Raw genomic sequence first — 22,905 nt, 5'->3', positions numbered from 1 at the left:
GTCAGGCCTTCCGCACCGTCTCGACCGCGTGCCCGCCGAACTGGTTGCGCAGTGCCGCGACCATTCTCATCTGCGGCGAGTCCTCCTGGCGGGAGGTGAACCGGGCGAACAGGGACGCGGTGATCGCGGGCAGCGGCACGGCGTTGTCGACGGCCGCCTCCACCGTCCAGCGGCCCTCGCCGGAGTCCTCGGCGTAGCCGCGCAGCCGCTCCAGGTGCTCGTCGTCGTCGAGGGCGTCGACCGCCAGGTCCAGCAGCCAGGAGCGGATGACGGTGCCCTGCTGCCAGGAGCGGAAGACCTCCCGGACGTTGTCCACCGACTCGACCTTCTCCAGGAGCTCCCAGCCCTCGGCGTAGGCCTGCATCATGGCGTACTCGATGCCGTTGTGGACCATCTTCGCGAAGTGCCCGGCGCCGACCCGGCCCGCGTGGACGTAGCCGTACGGGCCCTCCGGCTTGAGCGCCTCGAAGATCGGCTCGAGCCGCCGTACATGGGCCTTCTCGCCGCCGACCATGAGGGCGTAACCGTGCTCCAGGCCCCATACGCCGCCCGAGACCCCCGCGTCGACGAAGCCGATGCCCCGGGCGGCCAGCTCCTTGGCGTGCTTCTCGTCGTCGGTCCAGCGGGAGTTGCCGCCGTCCACCACGATGTCGTCGTGCTTGAGGAGGCTCGCCAGCCGGTCCACGACGTCCTGCGTGGGGCCGCCCGCGGGGACCATCACCCAGACCGCGCGCGGCCCTTCGAGCCGGTCGACCATGTCGGAGAGGTGCGGTACGTCGGACACCTCGGGATTGGTGTCGAACCCGATGACGGTGTGGCCCGCGCGGCGCAGCCGCTCGCGCATGTTGCCGCCCATCTTGCCGAGACCAACAAGACCGATCTGCATGTCAGTTCACCTTCTGCGTTCGCGGTAGGCGGCCACCAACGCGGCCGTGGACGGGTCGAGGCCGGGGACGTCGGTGCCCGAAGTGAGGGCGGGCTCGACCCGTTTGGCGAGCACCTTGCCGAGTTCGACGCCCCACTGGTCGAAGGAGTCGATGTTCCAGATCGCGCCCTGCACGAACACCTTGTGCTCGTACAGGGCGATCAGCTGACCGAGCACCGAGGGGGTCAGTTCGGTGGCCAGGATCGTGGTGGTGGGGCGGTTGCCCTCGAACGTGCGGTGCGGCACCCGCTCCTCGGGCACGCCCTCCGCCCGCACCTCCTCGGCGGTCTTGCCGAAGGCGAGCGCCTGGCCCTGAGCGAACAGGTTGGCCATCAGCAGGTCGTGCTGCGCCTCGAGCCGGTCACCCAGCCCGGCGACCGGACGCGCGAAGCCGATCAGGTCGGCCGGGATCAGCTTCGTCCCCTGGTGGATCAACTGGTAGTACGCGTGCTGCCCGTTGGTGCCGGGCGTGCCCCACACCACCGGTCCCGTCTGCCAGGACACGGGACGGCCCTGACGGTCCACGGACTTGCCGTTGGACTCCATGTCCAGCTGCTGGAGGTAGGCGGTGAACTTCGACAGGTAGTGCGAGTACGGCAGCACCGCGTGCGACTGCGCGCCGAAGAAGTTGTTGTACCAGACGCCCAGCAGGCCCATGATCAGCGGCGCGTTGGCCTCCGCCGGCGCGTGGGCGAAGTGCTCGTCGACGATGCGGAAGCCGTCGAGCATCTCCCGGAAGCGGTCCGGGCCGATGGCGATCATCAGGGACAGGCCGATGGCGGAGTCGTAGGAGTAGCGTCCGCCGACCCAGTCCCAGAACTCGAACATGTTCTCCGTGTCGATACCGAACTCGGCGACCTTCTCCGCGTTCGTCGAGAGGGCCACGAAGTGTTTCGCGACCGCCTTCTCGTCGCCGCCGAGGCCGCCGAGCAGCCAGGACCGCGCCGAGGTGGCGTTGGTGATCGTCTCGATCGTGGTGAAGGTCTTGGACGCGACGATGAACAGCGTCTCCGCCGGGTCCAGGTCGCGCACCGCCTCGTGCAGGTCGGCGCCGTCCACGTTGGACACGAAACGGAACGTCAGCTCCCGGTCGGTGAAGGCGCGCAGCGCCTCGTACGCCATCGCCGGACCGAGGTCGGAGCCGCCGATGCCGATGTTGACGACGGTGCGGATGCGCCGGCCGGTGTGGCCGGTCCACTCGCCGGAGCGGACGCGGGCGGCGAAGTCGGCCATCCGGTCCAGCACGGCGTGCACGGCCGGGACGACGTTCTCCCCGTCGACCTCGATCACCGCGTCGCGCGGCGCGCGGAGCGCGGTGTGCAGCACCGCCCGGTCCTCGGTGACGTTGATCCGCTCGCCGCGGAACATGGCGTCGCGCAGGCCGGCCACATCGGTGGCCGCGGCCAGTTCGAGCAGCAGCGCCAGCGTCTCGTCGTCGACCAGGTGCTTGGAGTAGTCGATGCGCAGGTCGCCCACGTGCACGACGTAGCGCCGCGCGCGGGAGGGGTCGTCGGCGAACAGCGCGCGCAGGTCCGGCCGCGGCAGCCGGTCCGCGCGCAGGTTCTCCAGGGCTGCCCACTCGGGTCGCCGGGTCGGCTCGGGGACGTCAGACATGGGCGGGGGTCTCCTCGGGTGCCTCGCCGCGCAGGGCGACGGCGTACATCTCGTCCGCGTCGAGGCGCCTGAGTTCCTCGGCGATGAGCTCGGAGGTGGGGCGGACCTTCAGTGCGAGGCGGCGTGCGGGCTGGCCGGGCAGAGTCAGGGTGGCCAGCGGGCCCTCCGGCCGGTCGATGACCACCTCGCCGTCCTCGGTCCCCAGACGGACCGCCGTGACCACCGGACCCGCGGTCACCACCCGGTCGACGGGGACCCGCAGCCGCGCCCCCAGCCAGCGCGCCAGCAGCTCGGCGGCGGGGTTGTCGGCCTCCGCCTCCACGGCCGCCGAGGTCACCGACGCGTGCGCCTGGTCCAGCGCCGCCGCCAGCATGGAACGCCACAGCGTCAGCCGGGTCCATGCGAGGTCGGTGTCGCCGGGCGCGTAGGTGCGCATCCGGGTCTCCAGCACCTGCATGGGATTCTCGACGGCGTACAGGTCGGTGATCCGGCGCTGCCCCAGGGCGCCCAGTGGGTCCTGGGCGGGGTTCTCCGGCGCCTCGGCCGGCCACCACACCACCACGGGGGCGTCCGGCAGCAGCAGCGGCAGCACCACCGAGTCGGCGTGGTCGGACACCTCGCCGTACGTCCGCAGCACCACCGTCTCCCCGGTGCCCGCCTCCGAGCCCACCCTGACCTCGGCGTCCAGCCGGGAGTGGGTGCGCTCGCGCGGGTTGCGGGCGTGCCGCTTGATCACCACGAGGGTACGTGAGGGGTGCTCGTGCGAGGCCTCCTCGGCCGCCTTGATCGAGTCGTAGGCGTTCTCCTCGTCCGTGACGATCACCAGGGTCAGGACCATGCCCACGGCCGGGGTGCCGATGGCCCGGCGGCCCTGCACCAGCGCTCTGTTGACCTTGCTTGCCGTGGTGTCGGTCAGGTCGATCTTCATGGCCTGCGCCAGCTCCGTCCGTCTCGTGCGAGCATCTCGTCGGCTTCCGCGGGCCCCCAGCTGCCCGCCGGATACTGCGCCGGCCGGCCGTTCGACGCCCAGTACTCCTCGATCGGGTCGAGGATCTTCCAGGACTCCTCCACTTCCTGGTGACGGGGGAACAGGTTGGCGTCCCCGAGCAGCACATCCAGGATGAGCCGTTCGTACGCCTCCGGGCTGGACTCGGTGAACGACTCGCCGTAGGCGAAGTCCATGGTCACGTCCCGCAGCTCCATCGAGGTACCCGGCACCTTGGAGCCGAACCGGACCGTCATGCCCTCGTCCGGCTGGACGCGGATGACCACGGCGTTCTGGCCCAGCTCCTCGGTGGCTGTGGAGTCGAAGGGGGAGTGCGGCGCCCGCTGGAACACCACGGCGATCTCGGTGACGCGGCGGCCGAGCCGCTTGCCGGTGCGCAGGTAGAAGGGCACGCCCGCCCAGCGGCGGTTGTCCACCCGCAGCTTGATCGCGGCGTAGGTGTCGGTGGTGGAGGACGGGGTGATGCCCTCCTCCTCCAGATAGCCGCACACCTTCGTACCGCCCTGCCAGGCGCCCGCGTACTGCCCGCGCACGGTGTGCCGCCCCAGGTCCTCCGGGAGCCGCACGGCCCGGAACACCTTCAGCTTCTCGGTGAGCAGCGAGCCCGCGTCGAAGGCGGCCGGCTCCTCCATCGCGGTGAGCGCCAGCAGTTGCAGCAGGTGGTTCTGGATGACGTCGCGGGCGGCGCCGATGCCGTCGTAGTAGCCCGCGCGGCCGCCGATGCCGATGTCCTCGGCCATGGTGATCTGCACGTGGTCCACGAAGGAGCGGTTCCAGATCGGTTCGAACAGCTGGTTGGCGAAGCGCAGCGCCAGGATGTTCTGGACGGTCTCCTTGCCCAGGTAGTGGTCGATGCGGAAGACCTGCTCGGGGTCGAAGACCTCGTGCACGATCGCGTTCAGCTCCTGGGCCGACTTCAGGTCGTGGCCGAACGGCTTCTCGATCACGGCCCGCCGCCAGGAGCCCTCGGGGGCGTCGGCCAGCCCGTGCCGCTTCAGCTGCTGGACGACCTTCGGGAAGAAGCGGGGCGGTACGGAGAGGTAGAAGGCGTAGTTGCCGCTGGTGCCCCGGGAGGCGTCCAGCTCGTCGACCGCCTTGCGCAGCTGTTCGAAGGCCTGGTCGTCGTCGAAGTCGCCCGGGACGAACCGCATGCCCTCGGAGAGCTGCTGCCAGACCTCCTCGCGGAACGGTGTCCGCGCGTGCTCCTTGACGGCGTTGTGCACCACCTCGGCGAAGTCCTGGTCCTCCCAGTCCCGGCGGGCGAACCCGACCAGCGAGAAGCCGGGCGGCAGCAGCCCCCGGTTGGCGAGGTCGTACACGGCCGGCATCAGCTTCCTGCGCGACAGGTCCCCGGTCACCCCGAAGATGACCAGCCCCGAGGGCCCGGCAATCCGCGGCAACCGCCGGTCCCGCGGATCCCGCAAGGGGTTGCACCAGCCGACCGGGGGCGCGGTGAGCCCGACGGCCGCGGCCCCGCCGGCCGGGGTCCCCACCCCCGCCTCTGCCGGCGCCGTCCCGGCGGCCGGGGTGTGGGTGCCTGGGCCGGCAGGCGCCGGTCCGGTTGCCGGGGTGTGGGTCTTTGCGCGGTTTGCGGCCTGCCCGGCTGCCGGGGTCTCCGCCCTCGCGTCGGTCGGCGCGCGTCCGGCTGCCGGGGTGTTCGCCCCTGTCCCGGTCGGTGCCGTCTCGGCGTGCGGTGTGTCTGTCTGCGGGGCGGACGGTGCTGTACCGGTTCCCGGGGCGGCCGTCCTTGCCCCGGTGGGCGCCGTCTCGGCGTGCGGTGTGTCTGTCTGCGGGGCGGACGGTGCTGTACCGGTTCCCGGGGTGGCCGTCTCCGCGGCGGGGGACTCCGGCCCGGGGGCGGTCGGCGGTGCGGGGCTCTTCGGGCCGGGGGATGCCGGAGTGCCGGGGGCTGCCGCCCCCGTCGCGGCCCCCGTCGCGGGTCGCGTTGCCCCACCCGGGTCGGGCGTCCCGCCGGGGGCGGGGTGGGTCGTCTCGTCGGTCATTCCGCGTCAACTCCCTTGCCGTCGAGCGCCTTCGTCACCGCGTCGAGAAGTTCCTGCCAGGCGTCCCGGGACGCCGTGACGTCCTCGTCCGCCAGCTGCCGCACCACCTCGTCGTACGAGATCCCGAGCCGCTCCACGGCGGCCAGATCGGCCCGTGCCTGGGCGTAACCGCCGGTGACGGTGTCGCCGCGGACCGCGCCGTGACCGGCGGTGGCCCGCAGCGTGGCCTCGGACAGCGCGCTGACGGTGCCGGGTGCGACCAGCTCCTCCACATACAGGGTGTCCCGGAGCGCGGGGTCCCTCACCCCGGTGGACACCCACAGCGGCCGCTGCTTGTTGGCCCGGGTACCACCGGCCGCCGCGAGCCACCGCTCCGAGGAGAAGAACTCCTCGTACGCCGCATAGGCGAGCCGCGCGTTCGCCACCGCCGCCCGGCCCCGCAGGGCGAGGGCGGCGTCCGTGCCCAGCACGGTCAGCCGCTTGTCGATCTCGCGGTCGACGGGGGAGACCGAGAAGGAGGCGACGGAGTGGATCGCGGCCGGGTCGAGCCCGCCGGCCCGCGCCCTCTCGAGGCCGGTCACGTAGGCGTCCATGACCTCGCGGTAGCGCTCCAGGGAGACGACCGTCCGCACGTCGACACCGATACCGGCCCCGGTGACCTCGGTGACCGCGGCGAGACCGGCGTCCGTCGCCGGGATCCCGATCAGCACATTCGGCCGGCCGACCAGCCAGGCGAGCTGCCTCGCCTCGGCGACGAGGGCCGCCGTACGGTGCGCCAGGCGGGGGTCGACCCCGAGGGAGACCCGTCCGTCGCGCCCGCCCGTCGCCTCGAACACGGGCATCAGGAGGTCGGCGGCCGCCCGCGCGTCCGCGGTCGTCATCATCCGAACGGCCTCGTCCGCGGTCACGCCCCGCACGGCCGCCCCGGCCAGCTGCTCCTCGTACTCCGCCCCGGTACCGAAGGCCGCGCGGAAGGCGGCGGGGCCGGCGGTGATCCCCGTGACGGCGCCGGACCGCACCAGGGCGGCGAGGGCGCCGGAGGTGAGGTCCGTGCGGGACAGGCCGTCGAGCCATACCGACACGCCCGCGCCGGACAGTCGCTGCAGTGCTCCCGCGTTCGCGGTCGCTTCGCTCACATTGATCATCTTCTTTCTCGCGACGGCGTCAACCGCGCACGCCGGTTCGGTACTCGCGTGAACCGGTACCACGTCGGCCCCGCCCGGACTCGGCGTGTTGGTCCGTTCGGGGTGGCCGGCCGGGACCGCGCCACCCTCCGCGGATGCGTGCACCCCTTAAAAGTATGACTTTTTCTCGGCGGATGCGGAGGGGGCATGGCACGGACGCCGCGCGGGCACGGGCTCCGGGCATGCGAAAGAGGGCTCCACGCAGGCGTGGAGCCCTCTTTCGTGTCCCGGCGGGAGGGGCCCGGCCGGGTGTGGGGGGACGGGGAGGGTCAGTGGCCGAAGGTGAACCAGTTGACGTTCACGAAGTCCGCCGGCTGGCCGCTGGTGAAGGTCAGGTAGACGTCGTGCGTGCCCGTCACGCTGCTGATGTTCGCCGGGATCGTCCGCCAGGACTGCCAGCCGCCCGTGTTGCCCACCGCGAAGCTGCCGATGGGCGCGTTGCCGCGGCTGTCCAGGCGTACTTCGACGAGCCCGCTGACGCCGGCCCCCGCACCGCTGGCCACCCGCGCGGAGAACTGCCGCGCCGGGTTCGAACCGAAGTTGACGCCCCGGAACTGCAGCCAGTCGCCGTTGGCGAGCGCGCCCACGTTCTGGCCGCCGCCCGCGTCCGAGGTCGACTCCCTGATCACGCCGGACTGGGCGTCGTAGGACTCGGCCTGGATGGTCCCGTAGGCGTCACGGTTGCCGGGCTCACCCGGGTCACCGGGGTCGCCCGGGTCGCCGCCGCCTCCGGAGGTCAGCACCTGCACGTAGTCGACGAGCATCGAGTGCCCGGGCTGGGTGCCCGCGTCCGGACCGCCGCCGAAGGCGTCGGGGAAGCCGCCGCCCATCGCCACGTTGAGGATGATGAAGAAGCCGTGGTCCGTGGCGTTGCGCCAGGTCGTCGCGTCGACCTGGTTCTCCCGCACGGTGTGGAAGTTGTTGCCGTCCAGGTAGAACCGGATCTCCTCCAGGCTCGTCGAGCGGTCCCACTCCAGCCGGTAGGTGTGGAAGCCCGCCTGACAGCTCGTGCCCTGACACGTGGTCGAACCGCCGATGCCGCTGGTCTCGTGGCACGGGCCGTCCGGCGTGGTGCCGCAGTGCATCGTGGCGAACACGGTGTTCATGCCCTGCGTGTTCTCCATGATGTCCAGCTCGCCGACGGCGGGCCAGTTCCAGTAGTTGCCCCGGTAGGGGGCGCCCAGCATCCAGAACGCCGGCCAGTAGCCCCGGGCGGCGGCGCCGGTGACGTTCGGGACCTGGATCCGGGCCTCGACGCGCATCGTGCCGCCGGCCGGGGGCTGGAAGTCGGTCCGGTTGGTCTCGATGCGGCCCGAGGTCCAGTTGCCGGCGCCGTCGCGCCGCGGGGTGATGCGCAGGTTGCCGGCGCCGTCGAGGGACACGTTGTCCGTGCTGGACGTCATGGTCTCGATCTCGCCGGTGCCCCAGTTGGCGGGGCCGCCCGGGTAGCCCTTGCCGGTCGCGTACTGCCAGTTGGAGGTGTTGACGCCGCTGCCCGCGGGTCCGGTGAAGTCGTCGGCGAAGATCTGGTTCCAGCCCGACGGCGGAGGCGGCACGGACGCGCTCGCGGACGGACTCGCGGCGGTGGCCGCGCCCGCCGCGAGAGCGAGCGTGCCGACGACGGCGACGAGCGCGCGCCGCAGGGGACGGGGTCTGCGGAGGGGGCGGGGTATGCCGGAGGTGTCATTCATGTGGGGATGCCCTCTCGGTACGGGTGAATCTGTGCGGGGAGGTACGTTCGAGAGCCCGGAACGATGCAGAGAGCGCTCTCACGGGTGACCTAAATGTGCTCTCCTGTCTGTTCATCGTCAAGAGGTGGAACCGAGAAACTCTGTGCGCGCGTGGCGAGTTCAGGTCCCGAAAGACGCGAACGGGCGCAAGGGGTGCCGTGCTGCCGCGCGGCGCACGACGCCCGGCGCACGGGAGCACGGCACCCGGGACGGTCCCGGACGCCGTGCCCCTTCGCCCGTCCGGCCACGCGCGGGCGGGAGGCGGACGCCCTCCGGCGCCGCCGCCCCTCACACCCCGGTCGGCACCCCTGTCCGGGGCGTCCGCGCGGGCTCCTCCCGCAGGCCGAAGCGGTCGTGCGCACGGCGCAGGGGTGCCGGCGCCCACCAGGCGCCGCGGCCGAGGACGGCCATGGTGGCCGGAACCAGCAGCATCCGGACGATCGTCGCGTCGATGAGGACGGCCAGGGTGAGACCGAGGCCGATCTGCAGGATGGGCGAGAACCCGCCCGTCATGAACGCGGCGAAGACCACCGCCAGGAGCAGCGCCGCGCAGGTGACCACCCGTCCGGAACGGCGCAGCCCCGTCACCACGGCCTCCCGGTCGTCGTCGCCGCGGCCGCGTGCCTCGCGCATCCGGGCGAGGATGAACAGTTCGTAGTCCATGGCGAGTCCGAACGCGATCGCGACGATCAGCGGCGGCGCGGTGAGACTGAGCGCGCCCAGTCCCTCGGCGCCCAGCAGCCCCGCGAGATGACCGTCCTGGAAGACCCACACCACCACGCCGAGGGCGGCGCCCAGACTGAGCAGCGTCGTCACGATGGTGCGCAGCGGCAGCAGAAGGGACCCGGTGAACGCGAACAGCAGCAGGAAGATTCCGGCCAGGACGGTCAGCGCCGCCCACGGTGCCCGTTCCGAGAGCATCTCGCGGAAGTCGACCAGCCGGGCCGCGGTGCCGGTGACCTCCACCGGTTCGTCGCCCCGTATCTCCCGTACCCGCTCGACCAGGCGGGTCGCCTCATCGCCGTCGCTCTCCCCGGGCGGCAGCATCTCGATCACCGAGGCACCGTCCGGCAGTTCACGTGTCTCGGAACGCGGTGACAGCTCCCGGATCCGGTCGGCGACCGCCGCGTCCGTGCCGGGCCCGACCACGACGGTGACCGGCGAGACACCCGTGCCCGGCGGGAAGTGCCCGGCGACGGTGTCGTGCAGCTGCCGTGCCTCGGTGTCCGTGGGCAGCTGCCGTGCGTCCCCCACGGCGATGCTCATCCCGGACACGGGCAGGGCCAGCACCAGCAGCACCGGGACCACGACCGCCAGTACGGCGACCTTGCGCCGGGCCGCGAAGCGGGCCACCCGGGCGAAGAACCGGCCCTCCTCGCCGCCCTTCGGCGTCTTCGCCGGAGGGATCCGCCCGCCGAACCGCGCCAGCAGCGCGGGCAGCAGGGTGAGCGCCGCCAGCATGTCGATGACGACCACGGCGGCGACCGCGAGACCCATGCTGCGCAGGAACACACTCGGGAAGACCAGCAGCCCGGTCAGGCTGACGGCCACCGTGAGCCCGGAGAACAGCACCGTCCGCCCGGCCGCCGCGACCGTACGGTGCACCGCCTCGACGACGTCCTGGGTGTGCCGGCGCTCCTCCCGGAACCGCACCAGCATCAACAGGGCGTAGTCCACGGCGAGTCCGAGCCCCAGCATGGTCGTCACCTGGATCGCGTACACGGAGATGTCGGTGACCTCGCTGAACGCGAACAGTGCCAGGAACGCCCCCGCGATCCCGCTGACCGCGACGGTCAGCGGCAGCAGCGCCGACCGCAGTCCGCCGAACACCACGAGCAGCAGCGCCAGCACCACCGGCAGAGAGATCAACTCCGCGTTCTTCACGTCCTCCTGGGCCCGCTCCCCGATCTGCAGTCCCAGCAGCGGGCCGCCGCTCACATGGACGTCGGGCGCGTCGATCTCCCGGATCCGGTCGGCGGCCGCGTCGAGCGTGCGTTCCTCGGCGTCGTCGTCCAGCCCGCCCGTCAGCGTGACGGGGATGATCAGCGCCTGCCCGTCCTCGGCGGTCAGGCCGGGCGTGGTGTACGGGTCGGGCACGGCGGCGACCCCGGCGACCTTCCGGACCTCGGCCACGGCCCGCTCGACGTCGGCGCGCAGCTCCGGGTCCGAGACGGCGGTGCCGGCCACCACGCCGGTGATCGACTCGCCCGCCGGGTCCGCCCGGTCCAGATGACGGGCGGCCGACTCCGACTCGGTACCGGGCACTTCGGGCACGTTGTCGGAGAGCCGCGCGAAGACTCCCGTCCCCAGGCCGAAGCCCAGCAGCAGAAAGAGCCCCCACAGGAGCATCACGGTCAAGGGGCGGCGAGTGGCCACCCGGGCAAGTGCGGAAAGCACGGTCCCTCCCGGCGGGTGATGGTTCGTCAACACGCCCCAGACTCCAGCCGTGAGGCGGGTCGGCGGATCGCCGGTGGGAGGGGTTCGGTTCCCTCGCCCGTACGGGGGAGACGGCCCCCGCACTCACTCCTCAGGGGGAGCCGGGAGTGATCAGCCCCGTCTCGTACGCGCAGATCACCGCCTGCACCCGGTCCCTGAGACCGAGCTTGCTCAGCACATTGCTCACATGCGTCTTGACGGTGTGCTCACTGACGAACAGCGTCGTGGCGATCTCCGCGTTGGACAGCCCCCGGGCCAGCAGCCGCAGGGTCTCCACCTCGCGTGCGGTGAGGGCGTCGAGGCGGGCGGGGGCCGCCGCCGGCTCGGCGCAGGCCCGTTCCCGGCGGCGCCGCACGATGTCCGCCACCAGCCGCCGCGTGACGGCCGGGGCGAGCAGCGAGTCGCCGGCCGCGACCACCCGCACCGCGTGCACCAGGTCGTCCCGGCGGACGTCCTTCAGCAGGAAGCCGCTGGCACCCGCGTACAACGCCTCGTACACGTACTCGTCCAGGTCGAACGTGGTCAGCATGACCACCTTGCAGCCCGACTGCGCGCACACCTGGCGGGCCGCCTCCAGACCGTCCATCACCGGCATGCGGATGTCGAGCAGCAGCACGTCCGGCGCGTGCCGTCGCACCGCCGCGACGGCCTCCTCACCGTCACCGGCCTCGGCGACCACCTCGATGTCGTCCTGCGCGTCGAGGATCATGCCGAAACCCGCCCGGACCAGTTCCTGGTCGTCGGCGACGACCACCCGGATGCTCACCCGAGCGCCCCCTCGCGCTCGGCCGCCGCGGGCAGCCGTACGACGACCCGGAATCCGCCGTCCGGACCGCTTCCGGTCTCGGCGCTGCCCCCGCACGCCGCGGCCCGCTCCCGGATGTTGATCAGCCCGTGCCCGCCGCCCGGCCCGGCCGGGCCCCGTCCGTCGTCCGTCACCGTGAGGGTCACCCCGTCCTCCGCCCAGTCCAGCTCGACCACCGCGCGTGAGGCACGGGCGTGCTTCACGGTGTTGGTGAGTGCTTCCTGGACCACACGGTAGGCCGCGACCTGGGTGTCCGAGGACAGGGGACAGGGCTCGCCTCTGGTGCGCAGTTCGGTGCGCAGCCCCGTGGACTCCTCCACCTGGCGGATCAGGGCAGGCAGGGCCGTCACACTCGGCTGCGGCAGCCACCGCATACTCTCTCCGTCCGACCGCTCCTCCTTCAGCACCCCCAGGATGCGGCGCAGTTGGGCCATCGCGTCCCGCCCGGTCGCCGCGATGGTGTCGAACGTCGCCTCCGCGCGCTCGGGATCCTTGCGCACGACGACGGGCCCGGCCTCCGCCTGCACGACCATGAGACTCACCGCGTGCGCCAGGATGTCGTGCATGTCCCGGGCGATGCGGGAGCGTTCCTCCGCCCGTGCCCGCGCGGTGTCGGCGGCCCGCTCACGCTCCAGCCGGCGGGCCCGGTCCTCGAGCTCCGTGGTGTAGGCGCGCTGCACGCGGGCGAGCATGCCCAGGGCGTAGGCGCAGACAATGCCCATCAGATGGAAGGCGTACTCGAAGGGCTCCTTGTTCGACTGGTGCTGCATGGTCGTGACGACCCCGATGATCCAGCCCGCGAGCATCATCCGGCGTTGCCAGGGCTTGCCCACGGTGGCCAGCGTGTACAGGACCACCATCCCGCCGTACATCACGTCCGGCGGGGGTGCGTGGTACAGCGCCTGCGCCGGGGTGGCGACCGACACCGCACACGCGGCCGCGCAGGGCGCCCGCCGCCGCCAGATCAGCGGCACGGCCGTGGCGGCGCCGAGCAGCCAGCCCTGCCAGGTCAGCGGGTCGTCCCCCTCGTCGGGGAACATCCACTGCAGGGAGACGGCGAACAGCACGAGCGCGGCGAGCGCCGTGTCGAGGGCATACGGATTCGCCGGACGCCAGCGCGTGACGACCGGCGTGAGGGCGGACCGGAGGGACATCTGCGGCTCCTCGGGGCGGGGGCCGTCCCAGTATCACGAGGGGCAGGGAGCCGGGTCCTCACCGGTGAGAGGGATTTCGCGGTCCCCGCGGACACGGACGGCACGTCCGGCTGACCCCTCCGCCGGCCGCCGAGGTGGGCCGGACGTCGGCCCGCAGGCATGCGCCGGGGCGGGCGTGGCCGGCGTGGCCGAGCCGCGAACGGCGAACGGGAACACGGCCGGTCGTGACTCCGCTCCGGTGCCCGGCTCGCTCGGCCTCGACCGTTCGCGGCGGGTTCGCCTCTGCCCGCGGTGCGTGGGCGGACAGGCGGTCGGCCTGCGGCGCCCGGGCCGCGCGTAGCTCCGGCGCGTCCCGAGGGATCCCGAGGTGGACCGGGTCGCCGGCGTTGACGCGGTTCCGCCCGAGCACCACCTGGGCGGCGCCGACTTCGTCCAGGCGGACATCCGGCAGCCCGCCATCGCGCGGGCACTCGCCGAGCCGAGCGCCGACGGGCGGCGGCGGCCGGCCGTACGGCGGTTGCGGAGCTGGGGGCGCGGCCGGCGGCGGTGCGGGGGAGGCGCCGGGCGGGTGCGTCCGTGGGCGCGGCGATCGTCGGCGCGGGGTGCACCGGCGGCGCGGAGGGCGCGGGAGGCGGAGCGGCGCCCGGGGGGGCGAAGCCCTGTGCGGCGGCCGTGGTGGGCCGGGGGCGGGTGCGGGTCTGGGCCGGTGGCCGTTCAGGAGGGTCGGCTGTCGGCCGGGGTGGCGAGGGCCGCCGCACCGGACGCGGGACCGGTCGCCGGGCTCGCGCCGGCCGTGGTCGTGCCGGGCGTCGGGACCGTTCGTCAGGTGTCCCCGGACCGGGGCGGGGCGGGCGGTTGCCAGCCCAGGGCGCGGGAGATGCCGCGGGCCGCGACGCGAACGGCCGGGGAGAGGGCGGAGAGCCGGGCGTCGGAGCGGGCCACGACGACCGACACGGCGGCGACGACCGACCCGTCCGGCCCGCGCACCGGGGCCGCGACCGACAGCGCGTCCTCGGTGACCTGACGGTCGCTCACCGCCACGCCCGAGCGCCGCACCTCGGCCAGGACCCGCCGCAGCTCACCGGGTTCGGTGAGCGTGTGCGGCGTGAAGGCGGCGAGCGGACCCGCGCAGTACTCCTCCTGGAGAGCGGGGTCACAGTGCGCGAGCAGAACGAGGCCGACGCCGGTGGCGTGCAGCGGCCAGCGCGCGCCGACCCGGATGTGCACACCGACCGCCGAGCGCCCCGACAGCCACTCGGTGTAGACGACCTCACCCCCGTCGCGCACCGCCAGCTGCACGTTCTCGTGCGTCGCCTCGTACAGGTCCTCCAGATACGGCAGCGCGGCCTGCCGCAGCGCCGGCCCGCGCGGCGCGAGCGCCGCCAGCTCCCACAGCCGCAGCCCCACGTGGTACGTCCCCGACGCGTCCCGCTCCAGCGCGCCCCAGCGGGCGAGCGCACCCACCAGCCGGTGCGTCGTGGTCAGGGTGAGCCCGGCCCTGCGGCTGATGTCCGTCAGGGTCAGCGCCGGATGCGTGTGGTCGAAGGCGGCGAGCACGGCCAGCAGACGGTCGGGCGCTGAGCGGGCGGTCATGGACGGCGGTCCCCCAGGGGTCGGGCGGGCCGGCACCGGGCACGCGCGGCGCGGTCGTGCGGCCCGCGGTGACGCCCGCCCCGCGAGTAGGGTCGTCCACGTTCGTCGTGGTGGGAAGGGTGCGTGTGGTGAGGCTGACGATTCTGGGCGGCGGAGGGTTCCGCGTTCCGCTGGTGTACGGCGCGCTGCTCGCCGACCACGCCGAGGGCCGGGTGACCCGGGTCGTGCTGCACGACGTGGACGCCGGCCGGCTGCGCGCGATCGCCCGGGTCCTCGCCGAGCAGGCCGACGGCGTGCCCGACGCACCCCGGGTGACCACGACCACCGATCTCGACGAGGCGCTGCGCGGCGCCGACTTCGTCTTCTCCGCGATCCGCGTCGGCGGCCTGGAGGGCAGGGCGAACGACGAACGGGTCGCCCTCGCCGAGGGCGTGCTCGGCCAGGAGACGGTCGGCGCGGGCGGCATCGCCTACGGCCTGCGCACCGTACCCGTCGCCGTCGACATCGCCCGCCGCGTGGCCCGGCACGCCCCCGACGCGTGGGTCATCAACTTCACCAACCCGGCGGGCCTGGTCACCGAGGCCATGGCCGGCCACCTCGGGGACCGCGTCATCGGCATCTGCGACTCACCGGTCGGCCTCGGCCGCCGTATCGCCCGGGTGCTCGGCGTACCGCCGCGCGAGACGTGGATCGACTACGTCGGCCTCAACCACCTCGGCTGGGTGCGCGGCCTGCGGGTCGCGGGCCGCGACGAACTCCCGCGCCTGCTGGCCGACCCCGCCCTGCTCGGCTCCTTCGAGGAGGGCAGGCTGTTCGGCGCCGACTGGCTGCGGTCCCTGGGCGCGGTCCCCAACGAGTATCTGCACTACTACTACTTCAACCGCGAGACCGTCGACGCCTACCGGCGGGCCGAGCGGACCCGGGGCGCGTTCCTGCGTGACCAGCAGACCGCCTTCTACGCCGGCGCCGGCGACCCCGGTGTCTCCGCCCTGGACCTGTGGGACCGCACCCGCGCCGAACGCGAGGCCACCTACATGTCCGAGAACCGGGAGGCGGCGGGCGCGGGCGAGCGCGAGGCCGACGATCTGTCCGGCGGCTACGAGAAGGTGGCCCTCGCCCTGATGCGGGCCATCGCCCGCGACGAACGCACCGCGCTGATCCTCAACGTCCGCAACCGGGGCACCCTCGCGCCGCTGGACGCCGAGGCCGTGATCGAGGTGCCCTGCATGGTGGACGCCAACGGGGCGCATCCGGTGTCCGTGGACCCGCTGCCGGGCCACGCCACCGGTCTGGTCTGCGCCGTCAAGGCCGTGGAACGCGAGGTGCTCGCCGCCGCCCGGTCGGGCTCCCGCGCGGCCGCCGTCAAGGCGTTCGCGCTGCACCCGCTGGTGGACTCCGTCTCGGTGGCCCGGCGGCTCGTCGAGGGCTATCTGGCGGTCCATCCCGGCCTCGCCTACCTCGGCTAGCCGGGCCGGGCAGGGCTTCGGACCGGCCGGTCGCCCCCCGTGACAGCGGCCGACCGACCCGAGCCCCCCGGTTCCCCCGTGCTTCCCCCCGGCGGCTTCCCCAAGTCGCCGTCACCATCAAGAGCCCGCGCCCCGGCCCCTGATACACCCCCGGGGAGAAATTTCCCGAGAAGTTCTACGAGGGTGTCCCGGCCGTCCCTACGACGGCGCCCCGGTCGTCCCTACGACGGCGCCCCGGTCGTCCCTACGACGGCGCCCCGGTCGTCGTTCGCGGCCCGACGGGCGCCGCCGGAACGGGTGCCGCGCCCCGCGCGGACGCGGGCGCGGGAGCCGGCCCGGACTCGGGCGCCCCGGCCCGCTGCTGCGGCACCGTCACCGGCAGCAGCGGACGCGGACCGGACACCACCGAGTAGTCCTGGCCCAGGAACGGCGGCACGATCTCGCCCGGGTCGTCGCCGAGCGCCAGCCGTACGGCGGCCCACGGAGCGTTCACCCCGCACAGCGACAGCTGGTGCAGCCCGCCCGCCGGCCGGGTGTTGACGTCCATCAGCACGGGCCGTTCGCCGAGCATCCGGAACTGGATGTTCGACAGGTGGTGCAGACCGAACCCCTCCGCGATCCGCCGGGCCGGCTCCAGCCACTGCTCGTGCAGCGTGAAGCCCCTGCGCCGGCCGTTCTTGGTGCGTCCCACCGCCAGCCGCACCCGGTTGTCCGGCCCGGTCAGACAGTCCACCGACACCTCGGGCTGCTCCAGAAGCGGCATCACCAGCCAGTCCACCGGCTCCTCCGCCCGCCGTACGGCCTCCAGCACCGGCCCGAGGGACACGTACGGGCTCGGGAAGCCGCTCAACTGCGACAGCGAGAAGGGCGCACGGGTGATCATGCGGAAACCGACGCCGCCCGCGCCGGACGCGGGTTTCAGACAGGCCCGGTGTCCCCGCCCCTCCAGCTCCTCGACCGCCGCGAGAAGTTCCTCCGCGCCGCGCACCCGCCACCACGGCGGCACCGGCACCCCGATGGCCTGGACCGCCTCATAGGCGATCACCTTGTCCTGGAACGCGGCCACCGCCTCGGGCGGAGGCGCGAGCAGCGCCGTACCGGCCGCCTCGAACTCGGCGCGGTGCGCGACGATCGCCGCCTGGTGCAGCCGGGGCACGAACACGTCGATGCCGCGCCGCCGGCACTGGGTGAGCGCGTACTCGGCGTACGCGGCCGGGGACAGCCCCTCGGGCTCCAGCTCGGCGGTGTCGGCGGCGGCGAGGACGGGGGAGTCGGGGTCGCCGTGGGTCGCATGGATCTCGACGGCCCGGTTGCCGGGATTTCTCCTCAGCTGATCCATGAAGAACACGTTCTCCGCGTACGTGCGGTTGAGCCAGACGCGTACGCGAGAGACCATGCAGGCCGCCTTTCACGGTTCGCGGGCAGGGCGCAGCGGCCCGTTGCCCGGGCAGACGTAAGGAGGGGCACCGAACCGCCCTGTCCGAAGGGCATTCACGGCGGTGGTGTCGGGGCGATCATAGGCCTTCGGAGGCCGGTCCTGATACCACGGACGGACGACAGGTCGTGCTTGTTTCCGGTGCCGTGGATGTGATCTCGTGGTGGAATTCGGTGACGGCTGAAGGGACGACGGGGAATGTCGGCAACGGGCGGCGGCGGACAGCTGTGGGCCATCAGCGACCTGCACATCGGCTACGCCGAGAACCGAGCCCTGGTCGAGGCGATGCAGCCGGAGTCGGACGAGGACTGGCTGCTGGTGGCCGGCGATGTCGCCGAGACCGTGGAGGACATCCGCTGGGCCCTCAAGACGCTGGCCGGCCGGTTCGCCAAGGTCGTCTGGGTGCCCGGCAACCACGAGCTGTGGACCCACCCGAGCGATCCGGTCACCCTGCGCGGCGTCGAGCGCTACGAGCATCTGGTCGAGCAATGCCGCGACCTCGGCGTGGTCACGCCCGAGGACCCCTACCCCGTCTGGGAGGGACCCGGCGGGCCGGTGGCCGTCGCCCCCCTCTTCCTGCTGTACGACTACACCTTCCTGCCCTCCGGCTGCGCCACCAAGGAGGAAGGGCTGGAGTACGCGCACGGCACGGGGGTCGTCTGCACGGACGAGCATCTGCTGCACCCCGACCCGTACCCGACCCGGGAGGACTGGTGCCGGGCCCGGGTCGCCGAGACCGAGCGCCGGCTCGGTGAACTGCCGGACGGTCTGCCCGTCGTCCTCGTCAACCACTACCCGCTGCACCGCCATCCCACGGAGGTGCTCTGGTACCCGGAGTTCGCCATGTGGTGCGGGACGGTGCTGACCGACGACTGGCACCGGCGGTTCCCCGTCCACACCATGGTCTACGGGCATCTGCACATTCCCCGCACCACATCGATGGACGGGGTCCGCTTCGAAGAGGTGTCGGTGGGCTACCCGCGCGAGTGGCGCAAGCGGGACCGGCCGCCGGGCCGGCTGCGCCGGATCGTGCCGGGGGAGGACGAAGGGTGATCGAGGAACTGCTTCCGCAGACGGTGGTGGCCGTCGAGGCCTACGGCGAGGAGGGCGGCGACGCTCCGCTGTACCCGGGGGAGGCGGAGCTGGTGGAGCGGGCCGTCCTCAAGCGGCGGCGGGAGTTCACCGCGGTGCGTACGTGTGCGCGTCGCGCGATGGAGAAGCTCGGCGTGGCGCCGCAGGCCGTGCTCACGGGGGAGCGCGGGGCGCCGGTCTGGCCGGACGGGCTGACCGGCAGCATGACGCACTGCGTGGGCTACTGCGCGGCCGCGCTGGTCCGCGCCGGCGATCTGGCGTCCGTCGGCATCGACGCGGAGGTCCACGGGCCGCTGCCGGAGGGTGTGCTGTCCTCCGTGGCGCTGCCCGGGGAGGCGGAACGGGTCGCCGGGCTGACCCGTGACCGGCCCGATGTCCACTGGGACCGGCTGCTGTTCAGCGCGAAGGAAGCGGTGTACAAGGCGTGGTTTCCGCTCACGCGGAAGTGGCTGGACTTCTCGGAGGCGGACATCGAGCTGTTCGCGGACGACGGGGTGGTGGGGGGCGGCGGGTTCCGTGCGACGCTGCTCGTGCCCGGTCCGGAGGTGGGCGGGCGCCGGCTCGGGGGGTTCACCGGGCGGTGGGTCGCCGGGGGCGGGTTCGTCGCGACGGCGATTGCGGTTCCGCACGGCTGAGCTGTCGCAACGGGTGCCTGCAGCGGTGGTGGGGCGGCTGCGGCCGGGTGAGGGCTGATCGCGCAGTTCCCCGCGCCCCTTGGGGGGTTGAGCCTGCCCGGGATACTCGGCTTCGGGGGGTGGTGCATCTGCTCTGCGGGCCGGTGGGGGCTGGGCGCGCAGTTCCCCGCGCCCCCGGGTGGGTTGGCGTGAGCGTTCAGCGAGAGGCGCGGGGAGTTGCCGTTCGGTGGGAACCGGCGCTACTGGTCCGGGTGGCAGGCGTGGAGGAGGCGGAAGAAGGACTCCTCGTTGCCTCTCAGACCGGCCTGGGACAGGGCGGTTTCCGCTTCTGCGAGGACGGAGGGCGGGACCGGGGGGCCGGGTGGGCCGGGGTGGGTGTCGAGGGCGGCGCGGACGGTGTGCAGCAGCCGTAGATAGGCCTGGACGGCGGTGCGCTCGCGGTCGGTCAGTACGGCGGTGGGCATCGCTCGGCTCTCCCCGTGTCGTGGTCGTCGGTGCCACGTCCCCGCACACGGAGGGGACGCGCCTCCAGCTTGCCGTCCACCACTGACAATCGGGCCGCCGCCCGTTCAGCTCTACGGACCCAGATAGCCGAGCGACGCCCCGATACGGTCCGCCAGGTGGTCCCGCCGCACCGGCCCCCGCAGGGACGAACCGGCCAGCAGCGGGCGGCACCTGCTGGCCAGCAGCAGACCGAACGCCTCGGCCTCCTTCTCCTCGGCGAGGTCGAACCGGGTGCGTGCGGCGACCTTCAGGACCGTCGCACGCAGGGTGTCGTCGTCCGGCGCCGCCGCGCCCCGCAGCCGGGTCGCGACGTCCGCACCGGCCACACGGCGTCCGCAGTGGCCCGCCTGCATGTGCCACAGTTCGTGGCCCAGGATCACCAACTGGTGGGCGGGCGCCGTGCGTTCCTCGATCACCACGAGGTCCTGGTCGGCCATGTCCAGCCACAGCCCGCTCGCCGTCCCCGGCGGGAAGACGGCCGTACGGCACAGCACCGGACGGCCGCGGCGCCTGCTCATCGCCTCGCACAGGGCGGCGTACAGATCGGCGGGCCGCGCCGGGGCGGGAAGCGTCAGCTCCGCGAGCAACTCGCCGCACAGGCGGCGCATTTCCCTACCGATGCCCACAGTTCTCCCCGGGTCACGACGTGGGCCGCTGGACACTCTCCAGGAGCATGTCCAGCCACTCCGCCACCTTGTCGCGGTGCTGGTCGGTGGGCAACTGCGCGGCCCGCCAGGCGATTCCCCGCACACCGTGGTCCTGAAGCAGCCGTTCCAGGGGGTCGTCGGCGACCTCCGCCGCTTCCCGCTCCCGGTCCGCGAGCTTCTGCAACAGATCCTGCTCGGTGTGCTGGAGGGTGCTCGCGAGCGCCTCGGGGTCCTCGGCGGTCAGGAACCCGGCGTGCACCCGGAAGAACCGCTGGATGGCGTCGCAGTGCTCCATGGTGGGCCGCCGGTCGCCGTTGATGAGCGCGCCGGCCTGCTGGCGCGACATGCCCGCGCCGTCGGCGATCTCCTGCTGCGTGTACTTGCGGCCGTTCGGCTTCAGCCGGGTGCGCCGCAGCAGGTCCAGCCGCTGGACGAACCGCGCCTGCACATCGGGCTCGCCCGCGGGCCGGCCGCTCAGCAGCGCCTTGACCACGGGCTCCGGTACGCCGGAGGCCACGGACAGCCGGCCGACGTCGAAGACCTCGGCGTGCGCCACGCCCAGCCGGTCGGCGAGAGCGGTGACGCGGGCGACGACGGCCGGCAGCGCGGTCGTCGGCGCGGTGCCCGGACCCTCGAAGCCACCCGTCACCGAAAGATCTCCTAGGTCTCTCACAGGCTTCTCACAAGCGATTGCCGTGAACTTCACGGAGACTAGCCAATGGTTCGAACTTACATCCAGGTCTCGCCACAACTGTGGCCAATTTCGGCCGTCAACCGTCGTGGAATGCCACGATAGTTGACATGCCGCGCGTTCGGGCACCAGGATCGGGGCCCGCGTCAGGGCCGCACAGGCAAGAGGGGTGACCTCCCGATGACACATCAGGCAGGAGGGCAGCGGCCGGCACCGCGGCCCGTCCCCGGGACCCCGGAGGCCCAGGCCTATCTGCAGGACTACGCCGCTCTGCTGGAAGCGGCCCCCTTCCCCTCGCTGGTCGTGGACCACCGCTGGGACGTGCTGCTGACCAACCGTGCTTTCCGGACACTTTTCGAGGACGTCGAGCCGCACCCCACGGCCCTGCCCGGCGACAACTTCCTGCGGTTCGTGCTCTTCCACCCCGACGCCGCCACGATCCTCGGCGACCACGAGTCGAGCTGGTGCCTGCCGATGCTGGCCCACTTCGCCAAGACCGTCGAGCATCACGGCCACGACCACGGGTTGCAGGCCATCCGCCGCGACATCGCCCAGGACCCGATCATGGAGGCCGCCTACCGGCACGGGCTGCCGCACTGGCTGCGGACCGTCGGCGAGCGGGCCGCCGAACCCGACGGCGCGGTGCGGCCGCTGCTCCACCCCGACCCGCGCTGGGGCGCCACCGACTGCCGCATCGTCGTCGAGACCACCGGCACCCTCCAGGAGCTGGGCTGCGTCCGGCTGACCCTGGTGCTGCGCGAGTCCCACCGCGTGCCGAGGGCCCGCCGCAGGACCCGCCGCGCCGCCTCCCACCTCCGGGTGGTCCACGCCGCCGAGTGAGCCGCCCGCCTCCGGCGCGCTCCGCCAGGGGGTTTGCGCCCCCACGCAAGCGGTTTGCGTTCCTTGCGCTATTCTTGCGTCCATGACGCGACGACTTGCTGTGGTGGCGAAGAAGGTCGGGGTCAGCGAGGCCACGGTCAGCCGGGTGCTCAACGGCAAGCCCGGAGTCTCCGAGGCGACCCGGCAGGCAGTGCTCTCCGCCCTGGACGTCCTCGGCTACGAGCGGCCGACCCAGCTGCGCGGCGAGCGCGCCCGGCTGGTCGGCCTGGTCCTGCCCGAGCTGCAGAACCCGATCTTCCCCGCCTTCGCCGAGGTCATCGGCGGCGCGCTGGCACAGCTCGGACTGACGCCGGTGCTGTGCACCCAGACCCGCGGCGGTGTCTCCGAGGCCGACTACGTGGACCTGCTGCTCCAGCAGCAGGTTTCCGGCGTGGTGTTCGCCGGAGGTCTGTACGCGCAGGCCGACGCGCCGCACGACCACTACCGCCGGCTCGCCGAGCGCAAGATCCCGGTCGTCGTCGTCAACGCGGCCATAGAGCATCTCGGGTTCCCCGCCGTGTCCTGCGACGACGCCGTGGCCGTGGAGCAGGCCTGGCGGCACCTGGCCTCGCTCGGGCACGAGCGCATCGGGTTGGTGCTCGGCCCCGGTGACCACGTGCCCTCGGCCCGCAAGCTCGCCGCCGCCCGCCCGCTGGCCGGGGAGCTGCCCGACGCCCATGTCGCCCGTGCCATGTTCTCCATCGAGGGCGGGCACGCCGCGGCCACCCGGCTCATCGAGCGGGGCGTCACCGGGTACATCTGCGCCAGCGACCCCCTCGCCCTCGGAGTCGTACGGGCCGCCCGGCGCAAGGGGCTCGACGTGCCCGGGGAGATCTCCGTCGTCGGGTACGACGACTCCGCGCTGATGAACTGCACCGAGCCCCCGCTCACCACCGTCCGGCAGCCCATCGAGGCCATGGGCAAGGCGGCCGTGGAACTGCTGAACGCCCAGATCAACGGCAGCACGGTGGCGCCCGAGGAGCTGCTGTTCGAGCCCGAGCTGGTGGTGCGGGGATCGACCGGCCAGGCGCCTCGTTCCTGAGGACCGCTCGACTGTCCAATAATTTCAGATTCTGCGCGACATCTTGCGGACCGATGTCGTCGGT

At 73.0% G+C, this 22,905-nt stretch carries 19 protein-coding genes and 1 pseudogene; 6 read left to right on the top strand and 14 right to left on the bottom strand.

Features of this window, described 5'->3' with window-relative positions; all coding sequences use genetic code 11:
- Window position 1 precedes the first annotated feature (1 nt).
- The 9 genes from gnd to AC5L3C_RS04790 all read right to left on the bottom strand — a co-directional run bounded on the left by gnd (window position 2) and on the right by AC5L3C_RS04790 (window position 12,857).
- Entirely contained in the window at window positions 2–886 is an 885-nt protein-coding gene (gene gnd, locus AC5L3C_RS04830; protein WP_493647104.1) for a phosphogluconate dehydrogenase (NAD(+)-dependent, decarboxylating), read from the bottom strand.
- 6 nt (window positions 887–892) lie between these two features.
- Window positions 893–2,539 (bottom strand): glucose-6-phosphate isomerase, encoded by a 1,647-nt coding sequence (pgi, locus tag AC5L3C_RS04825; protein WP_493647102.1) that lies wholly within the window; start codon window positions 2,537–2,539, stop codon window positions 893–895.
- Window positions 2,532–3,467 (bottom strand): glucose-6-phosphate dehydrogenase assembly protein OpcA, encoded by a 936-nt coding sequence (opcA, locus tag AC5L3C_RS04820; protein ID WP_493647100.1) that lies wholly within the window; start codon window positions 3,465–3,467, stop codon window positions 2,532–2,534. The genes pgi and opcA overlap by 8 nt, the downstream gene beginning before the upstream one ends.
- Complete coding sequence (gene zwf, locus AC5L3C_RS04815; protein ID WP_493647099.1) at window positions 3,464–5,038, bottom strand: glucose-6-phosphate dehydrogenase; 1,575 nt, start codon at window positions 5,036–5,038, stop codon at window positions 3,464–3,466. Before zwf ends, opcA begins: the two co-directional genes overlap by 4 nt.
- Window positions 5,039–5,544: 506 nt before the next feature.
- Window positions 5,545–6,693, bottom strand: a complete 1,149-nt coding sequence (tal, locus tag AC5L3C_RS04810; protein ID WP_493647097.1) for a transaldolase — start codon at window positions 6,691–6,693, stop codon at window positions 5,545–5,547.
- 308 nt (window positions 6,694–7,001) lie between these two features.
- A complete protein-coding gene (locus AC5L3C_RS04805; protein WP_493647096.1) occupies window positions 7,002–8,423 on the bottom strand; it encodes a glycoside hydrolase family 16 protein in 1,422 nt (473 codons plus the stop codon).
- A 327-nt stretch (window positions 8,424–8,750) separates the two neighbouring features.
- Entirely contained in the window at window positions 8,751–10,859 is a 2,109-nt protein-coding gene (locus AC5L3C_RS04800) for an MMPL family transporter (protein ID WP_493647094.1), read from the bottom strand.
- A 130-nt stretch (window positions 10,860–10,989) separates the two neighbouring features.
- A complete protein-coding gene (locus tag AC5L3C_RS04795) occupies window positions 10,990–11,664 on the bottom strand; it encodes a response regulator transcription factor (RefSeq protein ID WP_493647092.1) in 675 nt (224 codons plus the stop codon).
- On the bottom strand, window positions 11,661–12,857 hold the full coding sequence (locus AC5L3C_RS04790) for a sensor histidine kinase (protein WP_125502620.1): 1,197 nt from the start codon (window positions 12,855–12,857) through the stop codon (window positions 11,661–11,663). The genes AC5L3C_RS04795 and AC5L3C_RS04790 overlap by 4 nt, the downstream gene beginning before the upstream one ends.
- Before the next feature lie 340 nt (window positions 12,858–13,197).
- Here AC5L3C_RS04790 and AC5L3C_RS04785 point away from each other — a divergent pair.
- Window positions 13,198–13,347, top strand: a pseudogene (locus tag AC5L3C_RS04785) (NAD-dependent epimerase/dehydratase family protein); the annotation flags it as partial.
- Window positions 13,348–13,679: 332 nt separating this feature from the next.
- On the opposite strand, the gene AC5L3C_RS04780 reads toward AC5L3C_RS04785, so the two are convergent.
- Window positions 13,680–14,450, bottom strand: coding sequence for an IclR family transcriptional regulator (locus tag AC5L3C_RS04780; RefSeq protein WP_493647090.1), 771 nt, complete (start codon window positions 14,448–14,450; stop codon window positions 13,680–13,682).
- A gap of 128 nt (window positions 14,451–14,578) precedes the next feature.
- On the opposite strand from AC5L3C_RS04780, the gene AC5L3C_RS04775 reads away from it, so the two are divergent.
- On the top strand, window positions 14,579–15,916 hold the full coding sequence (locus AC5L3C_RS04775; RefSeq protein ID WP_493647087.1) for a 6-phospho-beta-glucosidase: 1,338 nt from the start codon (window positions 14,579–14,581) through the stop codon (window positions 15,914–15,916).
- A gap of 244 nt (window positions 15,917–16,160) precedes the next feature.
- Here the strand turns inward: AC5L3C_RS04775 and AC5L3C_RS04770 are convergent, their stop codons facing one another.
- Window positions 16,161–17,312 (bottom strand): ATP-grasp domain-containing protein, encoded by a 1,152-nt coding sequence (locus tag AC5L3C_RS04770; protein ID WP_493647086.1) that lies wholly within the window; start codon window positions 17,310–17,312, stop codon window positions 16,161–16,163.
- A 237-nt stretch (window positions 17,313–17,549) separates the two neighbouring features.
- Between AC5L3C_RS04770 and AC5L3C_RS04765 the strand changes: the two genes are divergently transcribed.
- Window positions 17,550–18,404 carry a metallophosphoesterase family protein gene (locus AC5L3C_RS04765; protein ID WP_493647084.1) on the top strand — a complete coding sequence of 285 codons (855 nt, stop codon included), beginning with the start codon at window positions 17,550–17,552 and terminating at the stop codon, window positions 18,402–18,404.
- Complete coding sequence (locus AC5L3C_RS04760; RefSeq protein ID WP_493647082.1) at window positions 18,401–19,078, top strand: 4'-phosphopantetheinyl transferase family protein; 678 nt, start codon at window positions 18,401–18,403, stop codon at window positions 19,076–19,078. The genes AC5L3C_RS04765 and AC5L3C_RS04760 overlap by 4 nt, the downstream gene beginning before the upstream one ends.
- Before the next feature lie 239 nt (window positions 19,079–19,317).
- Here the strand turns inward: AC5L3C_RS04760 and AC5L3C_RS04755 are convergent, their stop codons facing one another.
- The 3 genes from AC5L3C_RS04755 to AC5L3C_RS04745 all read right to left on the bottom strand — a co-directional run bounded on the left by AC5L3C_RS04755 (window position 19,318) and on the right by AC5L3C_RS04745 (window position 20,878).
- On the bottom strand, window positions 19,318–19,542 hold the full coding sequence (locus AC5L3C_RS04755; RefSeq protein ID WP_493647080.1) for a hypothetical protein: 225 nt from the start codon (window positions 19,540–19,542) through the stop codon (window positions 19,318–19,320).
- A 111-nt stretch (window positions 19,543–19,653) separates the two neighbouring features.
- The gene (locus tag AC5L3C_RS04750; protein WP_493647078.1) at window positions 19,654–20,190 is read right to left on the bottom strand and encodes a toxin-antitoxin system, toxin component; all 537 of its coding nucleotides are present in this window, start codon (window positions 20,188–20,190) and stop codon (window positions 19,654–19,656) included.
- 31 nt (window positions 20,191–20,221) lie between these two features.
- Window positions 20,222–20,878 (bottom strand): helix-turn-helix domain-containing protein, encoded by a 657-nt coding sequence (locus AC5L3C_RS04745; RefSeq protein WP_493647076.1) that lies wholly within the window; start codon window positions 20,876–20,878, stop codon window positions 20,222–20,224.
- Window positions 20,879–21,100: 222 nt separating this feature from the next.
- On the opposite strand from AC5L3C_RS04745, the gene AC5L3C_RS04740 reads away from it, so the two are divergent.
- Window positions 21,101–21,760, top strand: coding sequence for an MmyB family transcriptional regulator (locus AC5L3C_RS04740; RefSeq protein WP_493647075.1), 660 nt, complete (start codon window positions 21,101–21,103; stop codon window positions 21,758–21,760).
- A gap of 82 nt (window positions 21,761–21,842) precedes the next feature.
- Window positions 21,843–22,841, top strand: coding sequence for a LacI family DNA-binding transcriptional regulator (locus tag AC5L3C_RS04735; protein ID WP_493647073.1), 999 nt, complete (start codon window positions 21,843–21,845; stop codon window positions 22,839–22,841).
- Window positions 22,842–22,905: the final 64 nt, after the last annotated feature.

The sequence above is a fragment of the Streptomyces speibonae genome, from assembly GCF_984686075.1.
This window is presented reverse-complemented; position numbering and strand designations above follow the sequence as displayed.